Origin of the sequence: Culturomica massiliensis (assembly GCF_900091655.1) — a bacterium.
Taxonomy (GTDB): Bacteria; Bacteroidota; Bacteroidia; order Bacteroidales; family Marinifilaceae; genus Culturomica; species Culturomica massiliensis.
Map to the genome: position 1 here is coordinate 2865921 of NZ_LT594621.1, position 21522 is coordinate 2887442.

Here is a 21522-nt window from a genome sequence, read left to right on the forward strand (position 1 = left end):
CTTTTTCAAGTTCTGCTTCCCTGGCTTCGCCGGTTCCTGCCTTTCCCTGACTGCATGATATTCTGAATTATTTATAGCTAATTTTTTCTGTGTATTAAAACCAAAGCAGATCAATCATTTTCTTCTGGCCTGATAAACCCAATGGGCCTGCGGGGAGTTGAGGACAGTTTCTTTTGCACCTGCAATTCTGCAAGTGTCCGGTTAATCAATTCAAGTTGCGTCCGGGTATCCTCGTTAATATCGTTCTGATCAGCAAACATTTCTTCAATATATTCTTTCAACTCCTTTACTTCCCTTTGAAGCAGCGAGCTTTTATCCGTCGGAGGATTGGAAATAAGTTGCCTCATCGCAACGAAAGCACGCATGATATTTATATTTACCTGTATAGCTATATCAGAATTCAATATTCCTGAAAGCATTGCCAACCCTTGCTCGGTAAAAGCATAGGGAAACTTACGGGTTCCTCCCCAGTTTGATCTTCCATTTTGGAATATCAAGTTTGCCTTCAATTCTTCAAATTCTTCCTTAGTTAACTGAAACATAAAGTCAAGCGGGAAACGCTTGATATTTCTTTGGACTGCCTTATTCAGATTACCTGTTGTAACCTGATACATTTCTGCCAGATCGCGGTCCAGCATCACCCTTTGTCCTCTGATCTCATATATTTTGCTTTGTATCGTCTGTAACTGATCCATAATTTTCAGGTATATTCAGATTGTATATGACAAATTTAACTGAAATTCAGTATATTTACAAAAATTACAGGGTGTGGAATGTGGATTCTGTTCCGCGGGTGGAAGGTGTTGCGAGCATCTGTCGATCGGAGCATCTGAAATATTTCACGCTTTATGTACAACGGTTCCGTACTCCCATTGGGAGAATCAATACTTCCGCCCGTCCTTGTGTTGTCAGACAAAACGGGTCAGCGGAACCGTTCCTTTTGCCCATCTTAAATTGATACTATTCCTATGCTTACAATCCTCCCGGTCTTTCGCCCGGAATCCCCCTTCTTTGGGCAATAAAAAAAGAGAAGCCTTAAAGCTTCTCTCTGAGGTGGGTCCTGAGGGATTCGAACCCCCGACCCTCTGGGTGTAAACCAGATGCTCTGAACCAACTGAGCTAAGAACCCGTGCAATTCATTTTATTGCGGGACAAATGTAGTGCTTTTTTCTTTTTCTCCAAAACATCCGGTAAAAAGTTTACCAAAAATATTACATTTATATCTTTTCGAATTCTTTTATACCTTTACTGCCTTTAAAACATAAGCGTATGAATATCTGTGGGAGATCCGTCTGTTTCTTTTTATTATACTTACTCAGCCTCTCTGGCTCCGGAGAAACACCCTACTCTCCCGGAATAACTATTTCTTCGGATACGACGCTGACGTTTTCCGATACAATTGCCAAAACCATTCCTGCTCCCATTACATTCAGTTATAAAAATGTACGCGACTATATTTTCAATCAACTCAGCTATCCGCAAGCCGCCATCGACTCGACAATTCAAGGTACGGTCGTGCTTAAATTTACGATTATGCCCAGCGGGATAGTCGACAGTCTCCGGATCACCCAACCGGTCCATCCTCTTCTCGATGCGGAAGCATTACGCCTTTTCAAAGAAATGCCTCAATGGAAACCGGTCATATATCAGGGTAAACCCATTGCAGTTACTTATGAAATACCTGTCATATTTGAGTTAGTCGATCCGGAAAAGAAGTAGCATTTACTCCCGGTTTGTCATTTGAAAAATAAAAAAACACATTTCCCGGAAATGAAAAGATAAATTTTTAACATTGCCACAGGTAAATATTAATTTTATTTAACAATTCAACCCTTTTATATTTGAGAATAACCTCTACCTTTGCACCGTCTTTAGAAAAAGATTGTTTTTCATAAGTTTGTATGGTTTAGGTTAGTAGTTAGTAAATGTTTAAGGGTCGGTTTTCCGGCCCTTATCATTTTTTTATATACAAGCTTATTTCTCCCGTAAAAACAAATTGGAATCTATCGTTTAATACCCTATTTTTGCACCGGATTCAAACAGAAATCAAAAATACACCGGATTTCGGTACATTTATCATTTGTTAAATTCAGCACATATGAACGGAATCATCGAAATAGAAGGCATGGAATTTTTTGCATATCACGGTTGTTTTGAGGCAGAACAAATTGTCGGCAACAAATTCACGGTATATGCATGTTTACACTATGATTGCAGCCGGCCGGCCGAAAGCGACCAGATCACCGATGCCCTGAGCTATCAAACGGCTTATGAAATCATTGCCCGGGAGATGATGAAACGCTCCCATTTACTGGAACATGTGGGGCAGCGTATGTTAAATGCCCTGTACGAAACATTTCCTCAATTGACGTATGCCAAAATCAAAATTTCGAAGATGAACCCACCGTTAGGCGGTAAAATCGGCAGTACCAGCGTAACACTGGAAAAATAATTTTCCCGTACCTTTTTTTGGTAATTAATAAAAACGTCATATCTTTGCAACGCAAATCGCAACAAGGTCGGTTGGCCGAAAGGTTAGGCAACGGTCTGCAAAACCGTCTAAAGCAGTTCGATTCTGCTACCGACCTCGATAAACAAACAGCAATTATTTGGTAATCAAGTAATTGCTGTTTTTGTTTTACTGTGATTTGTCATTTTTGCACGACATTTGCACCACCAAAGAATAATTCAATAAAAAAAGCCGTATCCCTACTCATTTCTGACTAAAATTCATACCACCATCTGCAGAAAATGACAGGAAAAAGATAGTTTTTTCAGATTATGCAGTCTGTAAACAACGATATAAATCGACCTTAAAAAGATCAATCGTACATCAAAAGAGTGTCATTTGAATATTATCAAATACCATCCATAAGAAACTCGCTTGCCGGAATCATTTTAATTGTCATACCATTTTTTTCAAAAGTATCACTTTGATTAAGCGTGATGATCAACCCTTTTTGTAGTCCAAGATTCTGCATAGCTTTCAACAGGCCGTTATACTCCCTGTCGAAATTTTCATCATTTATCGTCAGACACACCTGTACGGCTTCTTTCAAAACATCCTTTTCCATCGTGATGGAAACCAGAATCCTGTTTCAAAAAAGTAGCTCTTTGCGAATCTATAACCAAAGCAATTTCGTCCTGTCTTATCATATCCGTAAATTCAAAATCATTTATCTTTCACTACAAAGACAGGAAATCTTTCAGTATGATGAAAGAATACTTTTAATCAAGTTGATATTTCAATCCCATAACCAAATTTCATCGATTTGGCAGAAGTTCCTGTCGATTGGGAAAAGCTGGAGCAAGCATCCACGGGGAAGCCTCCCGTTCCCAGCGTAAAACATTACGTCCGCATCAAGAAGAAGCCCTTAATAAAGCACATGAACACTTCAAAAGTTCGGGACATGACAGAGGCAAACTTATCATGGCCTGCGGAACGGGTAAAACATTTACCTCATTAAAGATTGCAGAACACGAAACCGAAGGCAAAGGACTAATCCTATTCCTGGTTCCTTCCATATCCTTATCAGGACAGACACTAAACGAATGGACGGCAGAGGCCAAACAACCGATCAACCCCATATGTATTTGTTCTGACAGCAAAATCACGCAGAAAAAAACCAAAAACGAGGATGATTCCGGTTTCAGCCTTGTTGATCTGGCCTTACCAGCCTGCACTGATAAATTTGCCGGTTTTAATTTTTGCTATCAATTAAACTTATAATTATACTTTAAATATAAAGTATAAAATATAAATTATATATATAATACATTATATTTAAATTATTAAAAACTACATTTTCAAACCTTCCCTTTTAGATTGTGAAACAATTGGTTTAGAAAGTAATAAATGCGTTTTTTCTATCGAATTCATATGTTCCGGACGTACTCCGGCATTTTTCGCATATTTCCTCCACTGTGAAACAACCTCGATCGTTTTATCAATAATCGTTTCAGGATGTGGAATGTTTTGACGTTTCCCAACTATTAACAGATCGTTATAATCAAATTTATCGCGTTTCCCATTAACAGACATCTGATGTTGTCCAATCCATCTCCCCCCCTCTGAATAGGCAAAAGACAAATCATACGCAGGGGCAAGAGACCATTTCCCATTCTTATCCATGAGAAACGAATGGTTCTTAGCATGGTCATCATGGTTACGGGCAACGACATTAAATACCATCCTTCTGAATAATTCGGAAATGTCTGCAGCAGGTAACCGAAGCATTCGTAAAATCTGAAAAGCCCGTTCATAAGATTGAGGTATATCCCGGTCCATATGTGCAATAGCACTTAGTGTTTGCATATGTATTTTATCCCCGCCATCGGTTCTGTCAAATCTCTTTGTCATAAAATGGGAATAATCGCCTTCTGACAAAAGAGAACTTTCCGACATATTTATGCCACAGTCTAATGCCATTTTATAATAAGCATATTCAACATTGCCTATGCCCATAGGATTATCACTCAATTTCGTGTTTTCTACGCCATCAAATTTAAGTAAATAATAGCCGAAACCTTCTGGCGCTTTTACCTGCCCGGATCGTACCTCTTTAGTTTTCGGATTATAGGCTATGATAGCCTTGGGCTTTGCCCCACCAGCCGAAGTCCCCACTTTCAATATATCGATAATCTTTTTATCAGCATTCTTTAAAGAAACCTGAAATGCTTCCCTCTCATTTAAGATCTTCTTCGCAAGTTCTGTCAATATATTGATTTCAATAACTGAAGAAGCCTCCAATTCAGCATCAAACGCTGCCGGGGAATATTCCAAAGCACCCATGGCTCTCTTACCTACGTAACAAAGCCTGTCTAAAGGAGTAATTTCTAGTCCCGGAATACCTTTGCTAATAAACCAATCCTCTATGATTTGGTTACCATACGCATCGGGTAGTGAATCTGCAATTAAACCAGGTAAACCTTTAAAGCATTTGTTTCTATTTTCCGGAAATATATACCTCTGCCCTTCTGCAGTCCTTAAAGGCATAACCAAAGGTGCAATTTCGAGAGAACTTTTTATAAATGATGGTTCGTACTCAAATATTGCAATATCTTTGTCCTTATCCCATACAAGAACACCCACATTACTGTCCCAAATTTTTACATCAACAATATTATTAGTCATTTTTGTTCATTTTTTTCCGTGCCCGGTATTTTTTTTTCCCCCTCATTTTTTTTAAAAGCACTGGACTTGGCAATGCTTCCGGAAACATTAATTCCAGTTTTTCCAACATATCCAAAGCCCGTAATATCCTGACAAAATGTTCTGTACTTACAGGCTTCCCTTTTTCCAAACGCTGTACAGTCGTCAGGCTTGCTCCACTCCACTCTGCAATATCTTTCTGAGTTATGTTACGTTCAAGACGGATTGCCTGTACCCTCCCTCCCATCTTTTCTAATATTTCCTGTTCACTAAGAAAAGTCCATTCCATTATATAATCTTTTCTTCAAAGATAAAAATAATACTTTAAATATAAAATAATATGCATATTTTATATATATAATAATTTATAATTAAAGTATTATATCTGTTTTATATTTTTCTTCCGGCTTTTTTGCCAACCTTTTCCCCTTTTGTAACTATTTGTGCAGGCACAAATATGTCAGCTTTTTGTTTCCGTTTCCCGACTTTTTGTTCTTCTAAATCCTTATCTTTTGGTTTTTCTTTTATACTATATGCCACCGAACTATATCCATATTTTTTTAAAACAAGGTTTTTTCTTCTTCAAATCTCTTTTCCCATTGTTCAGTCATTATCCCACTATCTAAAAATTTACTTACGCAATAAAGCGGGAAAGCCTATTCTTTTAAGAATGGGATGAGAGCGATTTTTATTTCATTTTTTGTTCATCAATATTTTTTTTGATAATGTTTTCAGAAATATGGCCAATGGTTTCTACGTAGAATGAACGTGTCCAGAGTGTAGATATTCGCGAACGAAGCGTTGCAAACTCATTTCCCAACACAAAAGAAGAAAAACCATTAAGTTGTGATACTATATGAGAAACTGAATCGGAAGGAGTGGCTTTGATAAACAGATGCAGGTGGTTTGACAGGATTTCTAAATTTTCTATATTCCATCCATTTTCATCTGCTTTCTGCATTAATAATTCTTTCAGTCTACACTCAATTTCACCAGTAAGTACTTTCCTTCTATATTTAGAACACCAGATAATATGATAATCTATATTGTATACACTCCCTGAATTTTATTTCCAACGATTATCCATAGATTTTTATTTACAAAAGGATTGAAAAATATGCGAATTAAAAATCAAACTAAACTTGCAAAAGTTATTGAATCTCGATATAAAACAAGGGAATGGGATAAAGAATGGTCAGTTATCACACATTTGACATATGTTTCGAAGATTGCTGTTTGCCGGAACTTCAATTCCCGAAATTTCAACGAAATAACTCAGATTTACGTATATTTGTCAAAACTTTTGAGTGCGAGTATCAATATTAAAGAAAGACTCTAGCTGAAATATGTCATTTTATTAGTGAAATATTCCATATCACAAATCTTCCTTATATGAAAAAAGCAGATAACAACTTTTTATCAGAACTGATGACAAAGGCCAATATGGGGTGGTGGGAAGCTGATTTAGAAAGCCAAAACTATATTTGCTCCGGATATATCTCGACATTGCTGGGATTAAAAGAAGACGGGGTTATCAGTTTCGACGACTTTAATAAACGCATAATCAAGGAAGAACAACACCATACAACGGTACATTCTTTTGACAACAACCAACAAATACCTGAAGTTGTTTATTTGCTGGATACCTGTAAGGGGGCAATTTGGATACGCAGTAAAATCTGTTTTCAAAGAACCGATGAAAACGGGAAAAATAAAATTTACGGTATAGCAGAAGCCCAGGACGGTCCTGATATGGCATCGGCATATCAAGCTTTGCAACGCAGTGAGCAAATTTTATACAACATATACAAGAATTTACCTGTCGGGATCGAATTATATGACAAGGACGGAATTCTGGTCGACTTAAACAATAAAGAACTGGATTTGTTTTATCTGGAGCGGAAAGAAGATTTATTGGGAATCAATATTTTTGACAACCCGATTTTTCCGGAAGAAATGAAAGAGAAGCTGAAGAAGAAAGAGGATGCAGATTTTACTTTCCGTTACGATTTCTCAAAAATCAACGGATATTATAAAACGAGGAAAAAGACAGGTACAATCGATCTTGTTACGAAAGTGACGGTTCTGTATGACAATAAAGGAAATCCGATCAACTATTTACTGATTAATGCAGATAAAACGGAAACAACCATTGCCTACAATAAAATACAGGAATTCGAAAGTTATTTTGAACTCGTAGGGGATTATGCCAAGGTGGGATACGCCAATTGCAATATTTTGACGAATGAAGGCTATGCTTTAAAGAGCTGGTATAAAAATATCGGGGAACAAGAAGGACGCCCGCTATCGGAAATCATCGGCATTTACGAGCATTTTCATTCCGAAGACCGGGCTGTGATCAATCAATTCATCAGCGATGTAAAAAAAGGGCAAGGCAACAAGCTGAGTCGTGAGGTAAGAGTTATCAGAGAAGACGGAAGTTATACATGGACACACGTCAATCTGCTACTGAACAAATATGCTCCACAAGATCATATCATCGAAATTATCTCTATCAATTATGATATTACCGAGTTAAAGAAAACAGAAGAACAACTTATCAAGGCCAAAAATAAAGCAGAACAATCCGACAGGTTGAAATCTGCCTTTCTCGCTAATATCAGTCACGAAATCCGTACCCCGTTGAATGCCATCGTCGGTTTTTCAAGTCTGCTCCCGAACCTGACCGATACGGAAGAACTCGAACTCTATTATACATTGATAGACCAGAATAATAATTTATTACTCAAATTACTCAATGATATTCTGGATTTTTCTAAAATAGAAGCCGGTCACACGGAACTTCACCCGGATTGGTTCAATTTATCGGATTTGATTGCTGAAACGATCGTTGAAAACACGCCCCATACTCCTCCCAATGTAAAACTTTTGTCTAAAATTCCAAAGCAGGACTATATCGTCGAACTTGACAGGCTTCAAACCAAACAAATCCTGAATAAGCTCATCTCTAATGCCCAAAAGAATACAATTCAAGGCCATATAGAAATCTCATATAAAACGAATAAGCAAAATGTCCAAATAAATGTTACGGACACAGGACACGGTATTCCGAAAGACAAATTAAAAATCATTTTCGAAAGATTTGAGAAACTGGATCCCTTCGCACAAGGTGTCGGGTTAGGGCTACCTATCATCAAATCCATCGTCGATATGATGAAAGGGAATATCACTGTTGACTCAAAAGTCGGAGCCGGCAGTACATTTAAAGTAACATTACCTTGCCGGATCAAAAAAGCAAACGAGTCGGTATCAGGCAATTTTTAAGCCGGAAATAATTACCGAATGTACATCACATCATTTTCAGGCCATGAGACTCCGTTCTGCCTGTAAGTGCAGCGCCGAATTAAAACGAAGCAGATATCCGGAGAAAATACACTCAATGATTACAGTGCAATTTACCGTATTTACCAATCAGGCCGCAGTAAATAAAACTTAAAGTCAGGACAACGCCCATAAGATAATAAAATCTCCATTCGTGAAGCCACTCGTAACCCACAAATATCAATATTTGCAATACCATATAGATCGTTGCGACATATGTGTGAGGCCATTTCAATTCGTTTGCCAGCAACTGATAGGCATGTTTCCGGTGTGCCTCGAATATGTTTTCACGCAGAATAATGCGGTGAACGATCGTCAGCAAACTGTCTATTCCATATACAACTAACAGAATCATATAGCTCAAATCCTGGGTCCGGAGAATCAGTTTCCCCAATATAAACAAGATCACAAAGGCCATACTTACGGAACCGACATCACCGGCAAAGCATTTCGCTTTTTTTCTGAAATTGAAAAAATTAAAGACCAGCAACGACAAACCTGTCACGTAAAGTAAACCGGGATCGATAAATGATACGACGTACCGGTCGATATACCAAAACATTCCGATAACGGCAAGGCTGTAACCACCTGTTATGCCGTTGATCCCGTCCATAAAATTATAAGCATTGATAATCCCGATGCAAAAGATTAAAACAAGGAATAAATAATACCAGGATAAGGAAAACAGTTCCCATTGGTAAAATAATAAGAGCATGGCGGTCATGTGAAATAACAACCGTTTTTTTTGAGATACTCCCCGGATATCGTCGACGAAGCTCACTCCGGCAATCAGCAGAAGCCCGGAAACAAACCAGAGATATTCAAATCCGTTACTGAAAAAATAGATTAAAATTCCCACAGAGAATACAATGCCGCCTCCCCGTAAAGTGATCCGGGTATGAGAACTTCTTTCGTTCGGCTTATCGATGATATTAAAATTGTCGGCTAGACGAAAATATAAAAGTTCTGCCGATAATAAAGTAATAAGTAAAATAAAGTAGTACATATCATTGGATTTACCGGAAACTACGAATGGTTTTTCTTAATCCCTCTTTGGCACTGACGGGCATATACCGGATATTTAGTACCTGCTTTAACTTTGTATTGGAAACGACATAATTTTCCGTCAGCTTGGCCAGCCTCTCCATGTTCAGGGGAAGATGCAGGAATCCACCCACCCGGGCACAGCCTTTCATCAGATTTTTATTGATTTTCCAGATATGAGGCAATTTTGTGAGTTCTTCACACATCAGTTCAATCAATTCATTCGTTGAAACGGCTTCGTCGTCCGCCATGTGATAAATGCCGGAAACCACGTTACGGGCGAGCAATTCTTCAATCACGTAACTGAGGTTGTCGATGGAAGTAAACGACCGTCTGTTATCAAAATCTCCCAAAGGCCAGGGCAGTCCTTTTTTCACCACCTGATACAAAAGATTCAGGTTCCCTTTATTGCCCGGGCCGTGTATCATACAGGGACGCAGGATATATACTTTTTTTCCGCAGTGTGCCGGGGAAGATACCGCCAGTTTTTCCTGAATATACTTTTCGGCAGCGATCTTACTTTCCCCGTAGGGACCTTTAGGAACCGGAATAATATCTTCCGTCAGTACCTCTCCCACCACAAAGTCGGCCGCCGCTTTTACGGAACTGAAAAAGATAAATTTCCGGGCCTCAGAAGCTAAAAAATAATCGAAGACTTTTTGAGTCAAGCCCGTATTGATATCGAAATACTCCTGCGCCCTGGTCCGTTTTTTTGTATCGTGCGCCTTTCCTGCCAAATGGATAATTGCATCGACGGACGGCAATTGTCCGGTTTCCAGGTCGTTCCAGGAATAAGTCTTTACAATCCCCTCTTTTTCAGGGCTGACGATATCCAACCCGAATAACCGATGTTCCCGACCTAAGGACGCGACAAGATTAGAGCCCACAAAACCGTGGACTCCGGTAAGTAAAACATTCATAAAGCCTATCAATTAAGTAACCGTTTTAAATTAACCATGCATTTCAATGTTTTAACAGTGTGTAAACAAGATGCATAGGGAAATATGAAATAAGTCAACGGACTTATTCATTTGAAGCGACAAGTCCCGAATAGATTTTCATGTGTTTTTCCACCACTATTTTCAGGGAAAACTGCTGTTCGGCCAACAAACGGGAATGCCGCCCGAACTCTTTTCTCAACCCGCCGTTCCTCACCAGTTCCAATATGGCCTTTGCCAGCATCCGGAAGTCTTTGGCCGGCACTAAAAAGCCGTTCCATCCCTCCCGGACACATTCCCTACAGCCGGGTACATCCGTCGTGATAACGGGCCGCCCCACTGCACAAGCTTCTATCAATGACTTGGGCAATCCTTCCCGGTAAGAAGGCAAAACAACGATGTCACTTTCCCGGTAAACCGCATACATATCCTTCCGGAATCCGATCCATTCCACATATCCGGGGTCCAGCAAAGGGAGTAAATCTGCCTCTTTCAAAACAGCCAGATTCCCCTTATCGCAGTCCCCAGCCAAAAGGAACACGGCTTTCCCGGCGCTCTCCTCCCGTATCATCCGGGCCGCGCCGATAAATTCCATGACCCCTTTGTCCCGTAATATCCGGGCCGGAAATAAAATATGCAATTTCTTTTTCTCCTCCGGCGGCGTCTCCCTGAACAGGTCCAAATCGACACCCGAACCTTTGATCAGATGTATATGGGAAGCAGGCACAAGGTGAAGCCCGGAGATCATTTTCACATCGTCGGGATTTTGCAGGATAAAAGAAAAATGACGGCTTTTAAACGCTATACGGATTAAAAAACGAATCATTTTCTGCACAACACCGTTACGTCCGTCCGTAAAATTATAGCCCAAACCGCTGATGGCATTCACCACCTTCCGGGAAAAAGTCAGTTTTGCGGCCAAAGAACCCAGCAATGCGGCCTTCAAAGTGATATGGTGTATAACGTCCGGACGGTAAATCCGGTAATATTTACAAAGCAGCCACAGGCATTTCAGTTCGTGAAAAGGATTCCGGCCGGATCTTTCAAAAGGAATAGCGATAAAACGGATTCCGGCAGCTTCCAGTTCTTTCCTCCTTCCGGTATCCGCCGTAAGCAAATACACCTCATACCCATCCTTTAAGGCCTGTAAAGCCAACGGAAGCCTGTGGGATATAAAAAACCAGTCTACATTGACCACAAAAAAAAGTTTCATAAATTCGAAATTCAGAAAATAAAAATCCCTGCCGGGAAACCGACAGGGCAACTCTTAACCTATAATATAACAATCGTTACATCAAAAAACGAAAAGCCGGAACAACCTCGATTTTAAAGTTATCTATCTCAAACCAATCTTCCTGCGACAAAGTAACAACCATTCCTTCCGAAAGCCGGTAAGTTCTCAAAGCATCCGTCAAACCTGCAAATTCACGTTCCCGGTTATCGGTATTCAAGTTCAAACACACCTGAACAGCTTTTATAACCTCCCCTCTATCCAGTACGATAAAATCGCATTCTCCTATCCCTCTATGGTAATATATATCTTTATACTTCATGCGTAAAAAATTATATACCATATTCTCCAACTTGTGTCCTTCGTCTCCTTTAATCTTACGTACGTTAGCCATCACAAGTCCTAAATCCGCTGCATATATTTTTTTGGGATTCACAGCCTGCCTCTTCAAAGAATAATCAAACATAGGCACAAAACTGAACAAATAACTTTGTTCCAAATGAGACAAATATTCTAATACGGTAGTTACAGAACCTATGCCTGAGGGCTCTCGTAATTTATTGGCAGAAGTAAGATTCCCTATATTAGCTAATAAATACAATGTCAAACGTTTCAAGCTTCTGACATCTTTTATTCCAAACCTGATCGCAATGTCTCTCACCAGAATATCTTCCAGAAGAGCCACCAGAATTTCCTCTAATCCGGTTTTCAGGAATTCGGGGAATCCTCCCATTCTCATGTATTCTTTCACTGCTTCCTCATCCGCTTTATAATCTTTAAAGCAGCAAAATTCAGAAAAAGAAAATGGGAACAATTCCGTTGTAAGATGCCGCCCTGTCAAACTGGTTCCCAACTCTCTGCTCAATAATGATGCATTGGAACCCGTTACAAAAACCCGGAAATTTTCATCCAATTTCTGACGCACGTATCTTTCCCACCCTTTTATAACCTGAATTTCATCAAAAACCAGTACCCTACATCCCGCTTCAGCGATCACAACATCCAGTTTCTGAAAATCAGAAATCTCAAAATCATAAAGCCGGGGATCATCAAAATTAACATAAAAAGCATTGGAATGCTTTTCCCTCAATAACTGATTTAATAATGTACTTTTCCCACACCTGCGAATTCCTGATACAATTAAAACATAATTTTCCACATCAGGCAAAGCCGCCAATCGTTCCCGCCTCATTCCAACATCCTTCAATGCAAGTGAATTTTGTTGATGTTGTATGATTATTTCTAAAAAATCCTGTTGTATCATATAAAACAAAGCTTTAATACAACAAAGATAATAGTTTCCATTTACATTGGAAAGTAGTTTCCAATATAAATGAAAACCTTATACAATGATTGCCCGAGTTCAAAGTAAATCCCCAAGCCTCAAATAAGCCGATGGAATCTCCCGGGACAATTTACAATCTGCCGTCTACATTTTCTTTGGCCAGAAAACCTTTGACATCAAATACGACACGCTTTTCACAGGTGAGTTTTCCAGTATCCAATCCGGTAAACTGCCGGTGGGCAACGGCCAGCACAACAGCGTCAAATTGTTCCTCCGGCAATACATTTTCCACCTGAAGCCCGTATTCTTTCCGGGCAATCCCGGGATTCACCCAGGGATCGTAAATCGTCACACACACATTATAGCTCTGTAAAGCCCTGACAATATCCACGACTTTGGTATTCCTTACATCCGGACAGTTTTCTTTAAACGTAAAGCCCAGTATCAGAACTTTGGCCTCCAGCACCTGTATTCCCTTTTTCAACATCAGCTTTACGACCTGATTGGCCACATATTCCCCCATGCCATCGTTCATCCTCCGTCCGGCCAGTATAATTTCCGGGTTGTAGCCATATCCCTGAGCACATTGTGCCAGATAGTAAGGATCGACACCGATACAATGTCCCCCGACAAGTCCCGGTTTAAAAGGCAGGAAATTCCATTTAGTAGAAGCCGCTTCCAGCACTTCCTGGGTATCGATGCCCATGCAGGCAAAAATTTTGGACAATTCGTTAACAAAAGCGATATTGATATCCCGCTGCGAATTCTCGATCACCTTGGCAGCCTCGGCCACTTTGATCGAAGGAGCCAGATGGGTCCCGGCAGTAATTACCGAAGCATAGACCGCATCGATTTTTTTCCCTATTTCCGGAGTCGACCCGGAAGTTACCTTTCTGATTTTTTCCACCGTGTGCAATTTGTCTCCCGGATTGATGCGTTCCGGAGAGTAACCGGCAAAAAAACCGGCATTGAACTTCAATCCCGACACCCTTTCCACCACCGGAATACATTCATCCTCGGTTACTCCGGGATACACCGTCGACTCGTACACTACGATATCTCCTTCAGAAATCACTTTCCCCACCGTTTCACTCGCCCTATAAAGGGGTGTCAGGTCGGGATTATGGTTTTTGTCTACCGGAGTCGGAACAGCCACCACATAAAAATTACAACCGCGGATTTCCTCCGGATCGGAAGTACATCTGAATCCGTTTTTCAAAGCGGCCTGCAACAATTCGTCCGGAACTTCCAGGGTCGAATCGTGTCCGTCCATCAATGCCTGCACCCGCGAACGGTTCATGTCAAAACCGATTGTCGTATATTTGGTCGAAAACAGACGGGCCAAAGGCAGCCCTACGTAACCGAGACCGATTACGGCAATTTTTACATTTTTCATAAATTCATTCTGATTAATTAAGAGAAGATTGCTTCCGATTTTTAACGGAACTTTTTCACTGAATCACGCTATTCATTTTTCAGGATAAAGCAATCTAAAATCGTAAATCTAAAATCTACAATTATCAAATATTCTCCCAGTACCATTTCACGGCCTCTTTCAAACCATCCCGCATTGAATATTGCGGATTATAGCCAAGCAGATCTTTGGCCTTATCAATACAAGCAAGCGAATGCGGAATATCCCCGACCCGGTTGGGGCCATGTTGAATTTCTATATTTGCGATCTCAGGATCGAATTCGCTCAGAAATTCTTTTAAATAACCGGTCAATTGATTCAATGTTGTACGTTCTCCGAAAGCTGTATTATAGATTTGATTCACAGCCTCCGGATTTTCAGCCGTCATGGCCAGTATATTCATTTGGACAACATTGTCGATATAGGTGAAATCACGGCTATACTCTCCGTTCCCGTTGATAACCGGGCTTTCATGTGCCATCAATTTTTTTACGAACAAAGGAATTACGGCTGCATAGGCTCCGAAAGGGTCCTGACGGCGGCCGAACACATTGAAATAACGCAAACCGACATATTCCAACCCATAGGTTCCCGCAAATACACCGGCATACAGTTCGTTTACATACTTGGTCACGGCATAAGGAGACAAAGGACGGCCTATCACGTCCTCCGTTTTAGGCAATTCCTTCGAATCGCCGTAAGTGGACGAACTTGCCGCAAAAACAAACCTTTTTATGCCTGCATCACGCGACGCCACCAGCATATTCAGAAAACCAGTGACGTTCACTTCATTGGTCGTCACCGGATCGTCGATACTCCGGGGGACGGAACCCAAAGCTGCCTCGTGCAGTACATATTCCATTCCCTCCACCGCTTTCCGGCAATCTTCCGGTTTCCGGATATCTCCGACAATCAGCCGGAAACGTTCCGGATACCGCTGCAATAACGGAAGTAAATTCCCGATCTTCCCGGTAGCAAAATTATCCAGACAACAAACCTCATCGCCTTGCCCGAGCAAAGCCTCACAAAGATTGGAACCGATAAAACCGGCCCCACCAGTAACCAATACCTTTCGCATATTATCAATTATTAATTTTCAACTGAAACCTTCTTTTATGCTTTACTCTGATTTAAATACCATTTCTGGAACACATAAAGATTCCAGAGTTTTATTTTATGGTTTTTCCGGCCGCAAAGGTGCTCGGTCAACAACCGCTGCACTTCCCCATACCGGAATATGCCCTGCCGTTCAATAAGTTCTTTGTCCAGTAAAGCTTTCAGTTCATCCTTTAACTCATTTCTGAACCAGTAATCGACCGGCACACCGAATCCCCGTTTTGAAAAAGAAAAAGTCTTCCGGGGAAGCAGATCTTTAAAGGCTTCCTTCAGAATGTATTTTTTATTCCTTCCTTTCAGTTTGTAATCCGGCGGCAGACGGAAAGCCAGTTCCACAATTCCGGAATCGATAAACGGAGCCCGGTTTTCAAGGGAACTCTTCATACAGGCGCGGTCGACTTTCACAAACATATCCCCTTCCAGCACGACCTGCACATCGGTCAATTGCTCACGGGTCAATACGGGACCTCCCTGCAAAACATCATATCTTGCCCTGATTTCCGGCTTAATGTCGTGGAAAACGCCCGGACAAAGCAGCCTTGTACGTTCATCGTCCCGGAAACCCAGAGACATCAGGTTGTAATACAAATCAAAATCTTCCAGACCCGCATTCTCTATGACCTTACCAGCCTTGCGCAATATATTGTTCGTAAACCGGTTGTAAGGCAACCATTCTACGGCCCGGCGGATCACAGCCTGAATCCAGCGGGGCAAGCGGCGGAAACGTTCCGCATAGTAATGTCCCAGATACTTTTCATATCCGGCAAACACCTCATCCGCACAATCCCCCGTCAATACCACTTTTACCTCTTTCCGGGCCAGACGGGCCACGTAAAAAGAAGGGATGGCCGACGAATCCCCGAACGGCTCATCATAATACAGAATCAGGTCGTCCAGTTCCTTTACCACATCCCTGTAATCCAGGGTATACTGCCGGTGACAGGATTTGATGTGTTCCGCCACCAATCTGGCCCTGTCACTCTCATCATAATCCTTTTCCTGAAATCCGATGGAAAAAGTGCGGACGGGTTCCTCCGAAATCCGGCTCATAATCGCACAAACAATGCTCGAATCTATTCCCCCGCTCAGAAAAGCCCCCATCGGTACATCAGCAATCATTCTCCGCCTGACCGATTCTGTCAGCCGTTCCCTCAGCTCCTGTTTCGCTTCTTCGAAAGAAAGCTGCTCTTTTTCCCCGGAAAACTGCTCCGCAAGATGATAATAGCGATAAATCTTCCGGTCTCCGTCGTGCGTAATCTTCCAGTACACGCCCGGCATCAGTTTCCGGATTTCCCGGTAAATCGTATAAGGAGCAGGAATATAACTCAGTGTCAGAAAATAATTCAAAGCTTCCGTATCCAGATGAAAACGCTCCAAACCGGGAGCAAAGGCTTTCAGTTCCGAAGCAAAACTCACCTTCCCTTCTTCCTCCCGCACAAACAAAGGCTTTTCCCCGAATTTATCCCGGGCCAGATAGAAATCTCCGCTAACCGTATCATACAAAGCAAAAGCAAACATACCTTCCAGTTGCCGGAGAATCCCCTCCATGCCATAAAGCCTGTAACCGTTCAGAATTACTTCCGTATCACTCTGTGTCACAAACACCTGCCCTTGCGCTTCCAATTTTTGCCGCAACTCCCGGAAGTTATAAATCTCCCCGTTAAAAACGATCACCACGCTCCGGTCGGGCGAAAACATAGGCTGATCGCCCGTGCTTAAATCAATAATCGATAAACGGCGATGCCCCAGCCCGACCTGCTTTCCCGCGTAAAGCCCTCCCCGGTCCGGCCCCCGCAACTTCATCCGCTCGCACATCCGTTCCAGTTCCTGCTTATCCACTCCCTCACTTTTACTGAATATTCCGGCAATTGCACACATAAGATTATATTTTTTTAACAGGTTAGAAATAAAAATCCCCTGTCTTTTCAGACAAGGGAAGCAGAACTATAAATATTTTACAAAAAAATATCCTGCTGATTTCTCAACAGGATAACAAGTCAGTTGACTTATTCCATGATATCCGCAATCATTTTATTTATAATTATCAGAATATTTAATCTTTTTCATTCAACAACTTCTTTAAACCGATAATATCCTGACGATTATCCCATACCAAAACAATATGTACACAACCATCATTTATAAAATAAAACACCTTACATTTTTTATTAATTATCAGAAAACGGAATTCCGTTTGATTGAATGCATATTCCTCTGCCACTTTCCCTAACAATGAATTTTCTGCAAGTAACCCCACCTTTTTTTCTATCATCAAACGAATTTTACGGGCAACGTTATTTCCCAAATGATCGTGAATAAAATGTATCGTTTCTATCAAACTGTCAATAGCCTGCGGAGTCCAGTTTATTTCCATTGCATTTCCTGATCAAGTTTGCCCATTGCAATTTCAGTAGAACACAATCTTCCCTCCTTTTGCGCTTTCAAGGCTTCATTAACAGAAGAAGACAACACTTCCTTTACAACTTCTTTCTCTGCTGCCTTATCACACATGTGTCTGGAAACCATATATTTATAAACTTCCAGTAAACTCACCTCATCCAGTTTCATAATCTCCCGGAAAATATTCATTCGTATACCATCTAAATTCACCGTTTCCATAACCATCAGATTTTATAGGACAAATATAAACTTTTATCGGGAACTTTAGAATCAATTAATTATTAAAATATCTGATTCAAAATCATTTATCGCACGCCAAACCGAATTAAATCCCGAAAATCCAAGCCGAAAACAGAAGTAATGTCCCGAAAATCCAAAGCAAATTTACCATACAACCAACCCTATCCCCTCTTTTTTTAAATCCGGCCTTTATATAAATCCTCGTAAATCTTTTCATAAGCATCCACGGTTTTCCGGATATCATATTCAGAAGCCCGTTGCAGGCACAACCCGGCAATCTGCTGATACCAGGACTGATCATTCATCAAATGCTCAATATGAAAGGCCAGTGCCCGGGCATCCTCAACAGGGAATAAAATTCCGGCTCCGTCGACGACCTGAGCCAGCCCCGGAACATCCGAAGCAACAACCGGCTTACCGGCAGCCATACCTTCTACCGCTGCCAACCCGAATCCTTCCCAATGCGAGGACATAACTACGACATCGGAAGTTTTCAATAAACGGGGCACATCATTCCTTACTCCCAGGAAAACAACCCGCCTCTCCAGCCCCAGTTTTTTCACCAATTTTTCACAAACAGGACGACGGACTCCATCTCCGACCAGGCACAGGGAATAATTGTCAGGAAGTAAAGCCATTGCCCGGATAAGCGTATCCTGATCCTTTTCTTCCCGAAAACCGGCAACCATAGACACTAAAAAAAACTCTCCCGCCATTATTTCATTTTTAGCGAACGGTCCGGCATTAAAAAACACAGGCAGGTGAATGCCATTATATACGGTATATATTTTCCCGGCCTTCGCCAGATAAGACGACAGCATGTCTGTCGCTTTACCGGAAATAGTAATTATAGCATTATAACAACCGTACATCCATCTATCCACCAGACGAAACCACCGGGTTTCCCGTCTCCTGTTAGTCGTACTATGCTCTGTCGTGACCAATCGTACACGACTGCCGGAAATCAGCTTCGCAAGTGCTACAAAATATTGGCACGCCGTATTATGGGTATGAACGATATCATATTGCCTCAAATAAGGAACTAATTTCAATATAAACAACGGATTATAAACTTTTGTACTGCGTCCCACCTGGAACACCCGGATTCCTTTTTCCTCCAACTCCTTTTTTAAAGGAGTGTCGCTTCCGTCAAAAAGCAAAATATCCGCTTCATAACCATGCTCCCGGTACAAAGGCACCATATCCGCAATCAGTTTCTCTGCCCCACCCATCCGGAGAGAAGTGATGACCTGCAATATTTTCATGAACGCTTATCTTTCAAGTGTAACAAAAAACCAATGGGAAAGAAGGGCAAAGAACAAAAACCGATTTGTCTGATCTTAGCAGAAAAATAACGATCCGAGCAAAATGCAAACCTCCAATAATTCGCAGCTGCTTTCATCCTTTGCAGAAAAGGGATAGGACTATGATATAACTCACTATAATAAGTCATCGATGTCAACGGACTTTTCATCCGTAATTTTACAATACCGGCCGTCAGACCATCGGGCAGATAATCACACAAATAAATCTTTTCATAAAAATACCTGAGTCTGTATTTCCGGGCGATTCGGTTCCATATCAAGCCTTCCGGACAAAATTTCTCTCCTTCCATTTCCGGAAAAGGATATTCCCGTAATATTCCCGTCCGGAAAACTTCTGCCATATCCCCTTTGATCGCATACTTAAACCGATAATCCAATGCATTACAGTCCAGAATGCCAAAATCCGACTCTCCTCCAATCTTTTCACCGGAAAAGTAGGCCCTCAAACCGCATACTCCGGCAAAGGTTTTATCCTCCCGGACCGTTTCGTAATGGTAAACAATCCGTGCCACAGTTTCCGGCGTCAACTGGTCGTCACTGTCCACAATAAAAAACAACTCCCCGGCGGCTTCCCGTACGCCGCGATTTATCGCCCGGTGTTTGCCTCCGTTTTCCTGCCGGAAATAACGGATAGAAATCCTGTCTTCCCGGATAAAAGAACCGACCAGCTCCCGGGTATTATCCGTACTCCCGTCATCGACGATCAGCCATTCAAAATTCCGGTCGGTTTGCTCCAGCAAACTCCCGTACAGCTTACCGATAATATATGCCCGGTTATAAGTGGGGGTAAAAATTGTAACCATATAAGTACCTGTTCAAAATCAGCCATACATTCCCAGAAATTTAACAATCTGAAAATAAGGCAATTAAAAAACATTGAATAAGCCAATGGACTTATCATCTGAATTTATCTTCCCGGTGAGTATCCATAAATACCGCCTTATAGGGAATAAAATTTCCGTCATCCCGGACGATGACATTCCTGAAATACACAAAAGAAAAATAGATCAGTACAAACAGCAAAATCAATTCTTTATAGCGGACAAAACGGAACAACATAACAGGCACCAAAACCGCATAACCGATAAAGTAATACCAGATAAAGCGTATCACGCCTGCATCCCGCAACGTCAGATAAGAGAATACCGAATACAATACCAACATATTCAGTAACACGATATATTTTTTATCGGCATATATCCTTTTACGATAGTAAAGCACCCCGGCCACCACCAAAGACGTTTCTATAAAATAGGGGATATGAAACGGATCCTGGGCTGCTTCTGCATATCCGTCAAGCTTATCCAGCATCAAAAAATGATTCACCGAAGCCATCGCCCATTTGATAAAGGGCGAAACACCCAAGACCAATGCAACAACAAATACAATGCCCAGGAATTTGCCGGAAAATCGCCGGTTTGCCAGAAAATACATCGGAAACACGACGAAAGCACTGTAATGAATAGTCGTTGCCAGTAACAGAAAAACCAAAAACACATTTTTCCGGTTTTCTTCCAGAAAACGAAGACTCCACCATACGATCCCCATGGCTATAAACTGCCGGGTATAAACAAAACCCACAATAAAGAATTTGGCAAAAAACAGGAAAAAAGCGAACACAAAAAAAGGATACCTCCGGAAAGCTTTCCCTATCAAAAAGTAAGTCAGCAAGGCAACCGTAAAAAAATAAAAATACGCATCCGCACAAAAAAACTTAATCACCGAATTTAAAAGCAAATATCCGGGTTCAAAACGAAAATAAACAGAGGGATCTCCTGCCGACCAGGGGAACAAGTTATCTATCGCCGGAATTTCGTCAAAAAACCAGGCATAGATATAAACGTCATACCCGCCTATCATGTCCCTGAACCCGGTCATCAGAGCCACAGCCGAAACCAGAAAGAAATAAACCGCTCTATGCTGGAAGCTGACCATACCTTGCCGGGCAGAAGGCAGATATAATTCATAAAAAAGCCCCAAACACAACAGCAACAAAATCAAAATATAGGGAATCATCGACTAAGTAAATTTTGTA

Annotated in this window: 21 protein-coding genes, 2 tRNA genes and 1 pseudogene; 5 read left to right on the forward strand and 19 right to left on the reverse strand. The window is 41.2% G+C overall.

Annotated features, from left to right (window positions below; genetic code table 11):
- Window positions 1-110: 110 nt before the first annotated feature.
- Window positions 111-695 carry an ORF6N domain-containing protein gene (locus BN8908_RS13150; protein WP_068691051.1) on the reverse strand — a complete coding sequence of 195 codons (585 nt, stop codon included), beginning with the start codon at window positions 693-695 and terminating at the stop codon, window positions 111-113.
- A gap of 359 nt (window positions 696-1054) precedes the next feature.
- Window positions 1055-1129, reverse strand: a tRNA-Val gene (locus BN8908_RS13160).
- A gap of 140 nt (window positions 1130-1269) precedes the next feature.
- Here BN8908_RS13160 and BN8908_RS13165 point away from each other — a divergent pair.
- The 3 genes from BN8908_RS13165 to BN8908_RS13175 all read left to right on the forward strand — a co-directional run bounded on the left by BN8908_RS13165 (window position 1270) and on the right by BN8908_RS13175 (window position 2588).
- Window positions 1270-1719, forward strand: coding sequence for an energy transducer TonB (locus BN8908_RS13165; protein WP_068691055.1), 450 nt, complete (start codon window positions 1270-1272; stop codon window positions 1717-1719).
- Window positions 1720-2098: 379 nt separating this feature from the next.
- Window positions 2099-2452 carry a dihydroneopterin aldolase gene (folB, locus tag BN8908_RS13170; RefSeq protein ID WP_021989289.1) on the forward strand — a complete coding sequence of 118 codons (354 nt, stop codon included), beginning with the start codon at window positions 2099-2101 and terminating at the stop codon, window positions 2450-2452.
- Window positions 2453-2517: 65 nt separating this feature from the next.
- Window positions 2518-2588: transfer RNA gene (locus BN8908_RS13175), tRNA-Cys, on the forward strand.
- 270 nt (window positions 2589-2858) lie between these two features.
- On the opposite strand, the gene BN8908_RS13180 is transcribed toward BN8908_RS13175, so the two are convergent.
- A complete protein-coding gene (locus tag BN8908_RS13180; RefSeq protein ID WP_068691057.1) occupies window positions 2859-3074 on the reverse strand; it encodes a hypothetical protein in 216 nt (71 codons plus the stop codon).
- A gap of 218 nt (window positions 3075-3292) precedes the next feature.
- On the opposite strand from BN8908_RS13180, the gene BN8908_RS13185 reads away from it, so the two are divergent.
- Complete coding sequence (locus BN8908_RS13185; protein ID WP_068691058.1) at window positions 3293-3730, forward strand: DEAD/DEAH box helicase family protein; 438 nt, start codon at window positions 3293-3295, stop codon at window positions 3728-3730.
- A 69-nt stretch (window positions 3731-3799) separates the two neighbouring features.
- On the opposite strand, the gene BN8908_RS13190 is transcribed toward BN8908_RS13185, so the two are convergent.
- From BN8908_RS13190 to tnpA, 4 genes and pseudogenes are all read right to left on the reverse strand, one after another.
- Complete coding sequence (locus tag BN8908_RS13190) at window positions 3800-5134, reverse strand: type II toxin-antitoxin system HipA family toxin (RefSeq protein WP_068691060.1); 1335 nt, start codon at window positions 5132-5134, stop codon at window positions 3800-3802.
- Complete coding sequence (locus BN8908_RS13195) at window positions 5127-5441, reverse strand: helix-turn-helix domain-containing protein (protein ID WP_068691062.1); 315 nt, start codon at window positions 5439-5441, stop codon at window positions 5127-5129. Before BN8908_RS13195 ends, BN8908_RS13190 begins: the two co-directional genes overlap by 8 nt.
- 101 nt (window positions 5442-5542) lie before the next feature.
- Complete coding sequence (locus BN8908_RS18600) at window positions 5543-5692, reverse strand: hypothetical protein (RefSeq protein WP_154670140.1); 150 nt, start codon at window positions 5690-5692, stop codon at window positions 5543-5545.
- Between the two features lie 148 nt (window positions 5693-5840).
- A pseudogene (tnpA, locus tag BN8908_RS13200) lies at window positions 5841-6203 on the reverse strand (IS200/IS605 family transposase); the annotation flags it as partial.
- Between the two features lie 341 nt (window positions 6204-6544).
- Here tnpA and BN8908_RS13210 point away from each other — a divergent pair.
- The gene (locus BN8908_RS13210) at window positions 6545-8437 is read left to right on the forward strand and encodes a PAS domain-containing sensor histidine kinase (RefSeq protein WP_068691066.1); all 1893 of its coding nucleotides are present in this window, start codon (window positions 6545-6547) and stop codon (window positions 8435-8437) included.
- Window positions 8438-8549: 112 nt separating this feature from the next.
- Here the strand turns inward: BN8908_RS13210 and BN8908_RS13215 are convergent, their stop codons facing one another.
- From BN8908_RS13215 to BN8908_RS13270, 12 genes are all read right to left on the reverse strand, one after another.
- Complete coding sequence (locus tag BN8908_RS13215; RefSeq protein WP_068691067.1) at window positions 8550-9500, reverse strand: MraY family glycosyltransferase; 951 nt, start codon at window positions 9498-9500, stop codon at window positions 8550-8552.
- Window positions 9501-9510: 10 nt separating this feature from the next.
- Complete coding sequence (locus BN8908_RS13220; RefSeq protein WP_068691069.1) at window positions 9511-10458, reverse strand: NAD-dependent epimerase/dehydratase family protein; 948 nt, start codon at window positions 10456-10458, stop codon at window positions 9511-9513.
- Between the two features lie 103 nt (window positions 10459-10561).
- A complete protein-coding gene (locus BN8908_RS13225) occupies window positions 10562-11689 on the reverse strand; it encodes a glycosyltransferase family 4 protein (RefSeq protein ID WP_068691071.1) in 1128 nt (375 codons plus the stop codon).
- Between the two features lie 76 nt (window positions 11690-11765).
- The gene (locus BN8908_RS13230) at window positions 11766-12971 is read right to left on the reverse strand and encodes an ATP-binding protein (protein WP_068691072.1); all 1206 of its coding nucleotides are present in this window, start codon (window positions 12969-12971) and stop codon (window positions 11766-11768) included.
- A 151-nt stretch (window positions 12972-13122) separates the two neighbouring features.
- Window positions 13123-14388, reverse strand: a complete 1266-nt coding sequence (locus BN8908_RS13235) for a nucleotide sugar dehydrogenase (RefSeq protein ID WP_068691073.1) — start codon at window positions 14386-14388, stop codon at window positions 13123-13125.
- Between the two features lie 124 nt (window positions 14389-14512).
- The gene (locus BN8908_RS13240) at window positions 14513-15484 is read right to left on the reverse strand and encodes an SDR family oxidoreductase (protein WP_068691075.1); all 972 of its coding nucleotides are present in this window, start codon (window positions 15482-15484) and stop codon (window positions 14513-14515) included.
- 35 nt (window positions 15485-15519) lie between these two features.
- Window positions 15520-17400: an asparagine synthase (glutamine-hydrolyzing) gene (asnB, locus tag BN8908_RS13245; protein ID WP_068691077.1), complete on the reverse strand. Its 1881-nt coding sequence runs from the start codon at window positions 17398-17400 to the stop codon at window positions 15520-15522.
- A 175-nt stretch (window positions 17401-17575) separates the two neighbouring features.
- On the reverse strand, window positions 17576-17896 hold the full coding sequence (locus tag BN8908_RS13250) for a type II toxin-antitoxin system RelE/ParE family toxin (protein ID WP_068691079.1): 321 nt from the start codon (window positions 17894-17896) through the stop codon (window positions 17576-17578).
- Window positions 17887-18141: a hypothetical protein gene (locus BN8908_RS13255; protein ID WP_068691081.1), complete on the reverse strand. Its 255-nt coding sequence runs from the start codon at window positions 18139-18141 to the stop codon at window positions 17887-17889. Before BN8908_RS13255 ends, BN8908_RS13250 begins: the two co-directional genes overlap by 10 nt.
- A gap of 197 nt (window positions 18142-18338) precedes the next feature.
- Complete coding sequence (locus BN8908_RS13260; RefSeq protein WP_068691082.1) at window positions 18339-19427, reverse strand: glycosyltransferase; 1089 nt, start codon at window positions 19425-19427, stop codon at window positions 18339-18341.
- Window positions 19424-20290 (reverse strand): glycosyltransferase family 2 protein, encoded by an 867-nt coding sequence (locus BN8908_RS13265; RefSeq protein ID WP_068691084.1) that lies wholly within the window; start codon window positions 20288-20290, stop codon window positions 19424-19426. The genes BN8908_RS13260 and BN8908_RS13265 overlap by 4 nt, the downstream gene beginning before the upstream one ends.
- Before the next feature lie 94 nt (window positions 20291-20384).
- The gene (locus tag BN8908_RS13270) at window positions 20385-21503 is read right to left on the reverse strand and encodes an EpsG family protein (protein WP_068691086.1); all 1119 of its coding nucleotides are present in this window, start codon (window positions 21501-21503) and stop codon (window positions 20385-20387) included.
- Window positions 21504-21522: the final 19 nt, after the last annotated feature.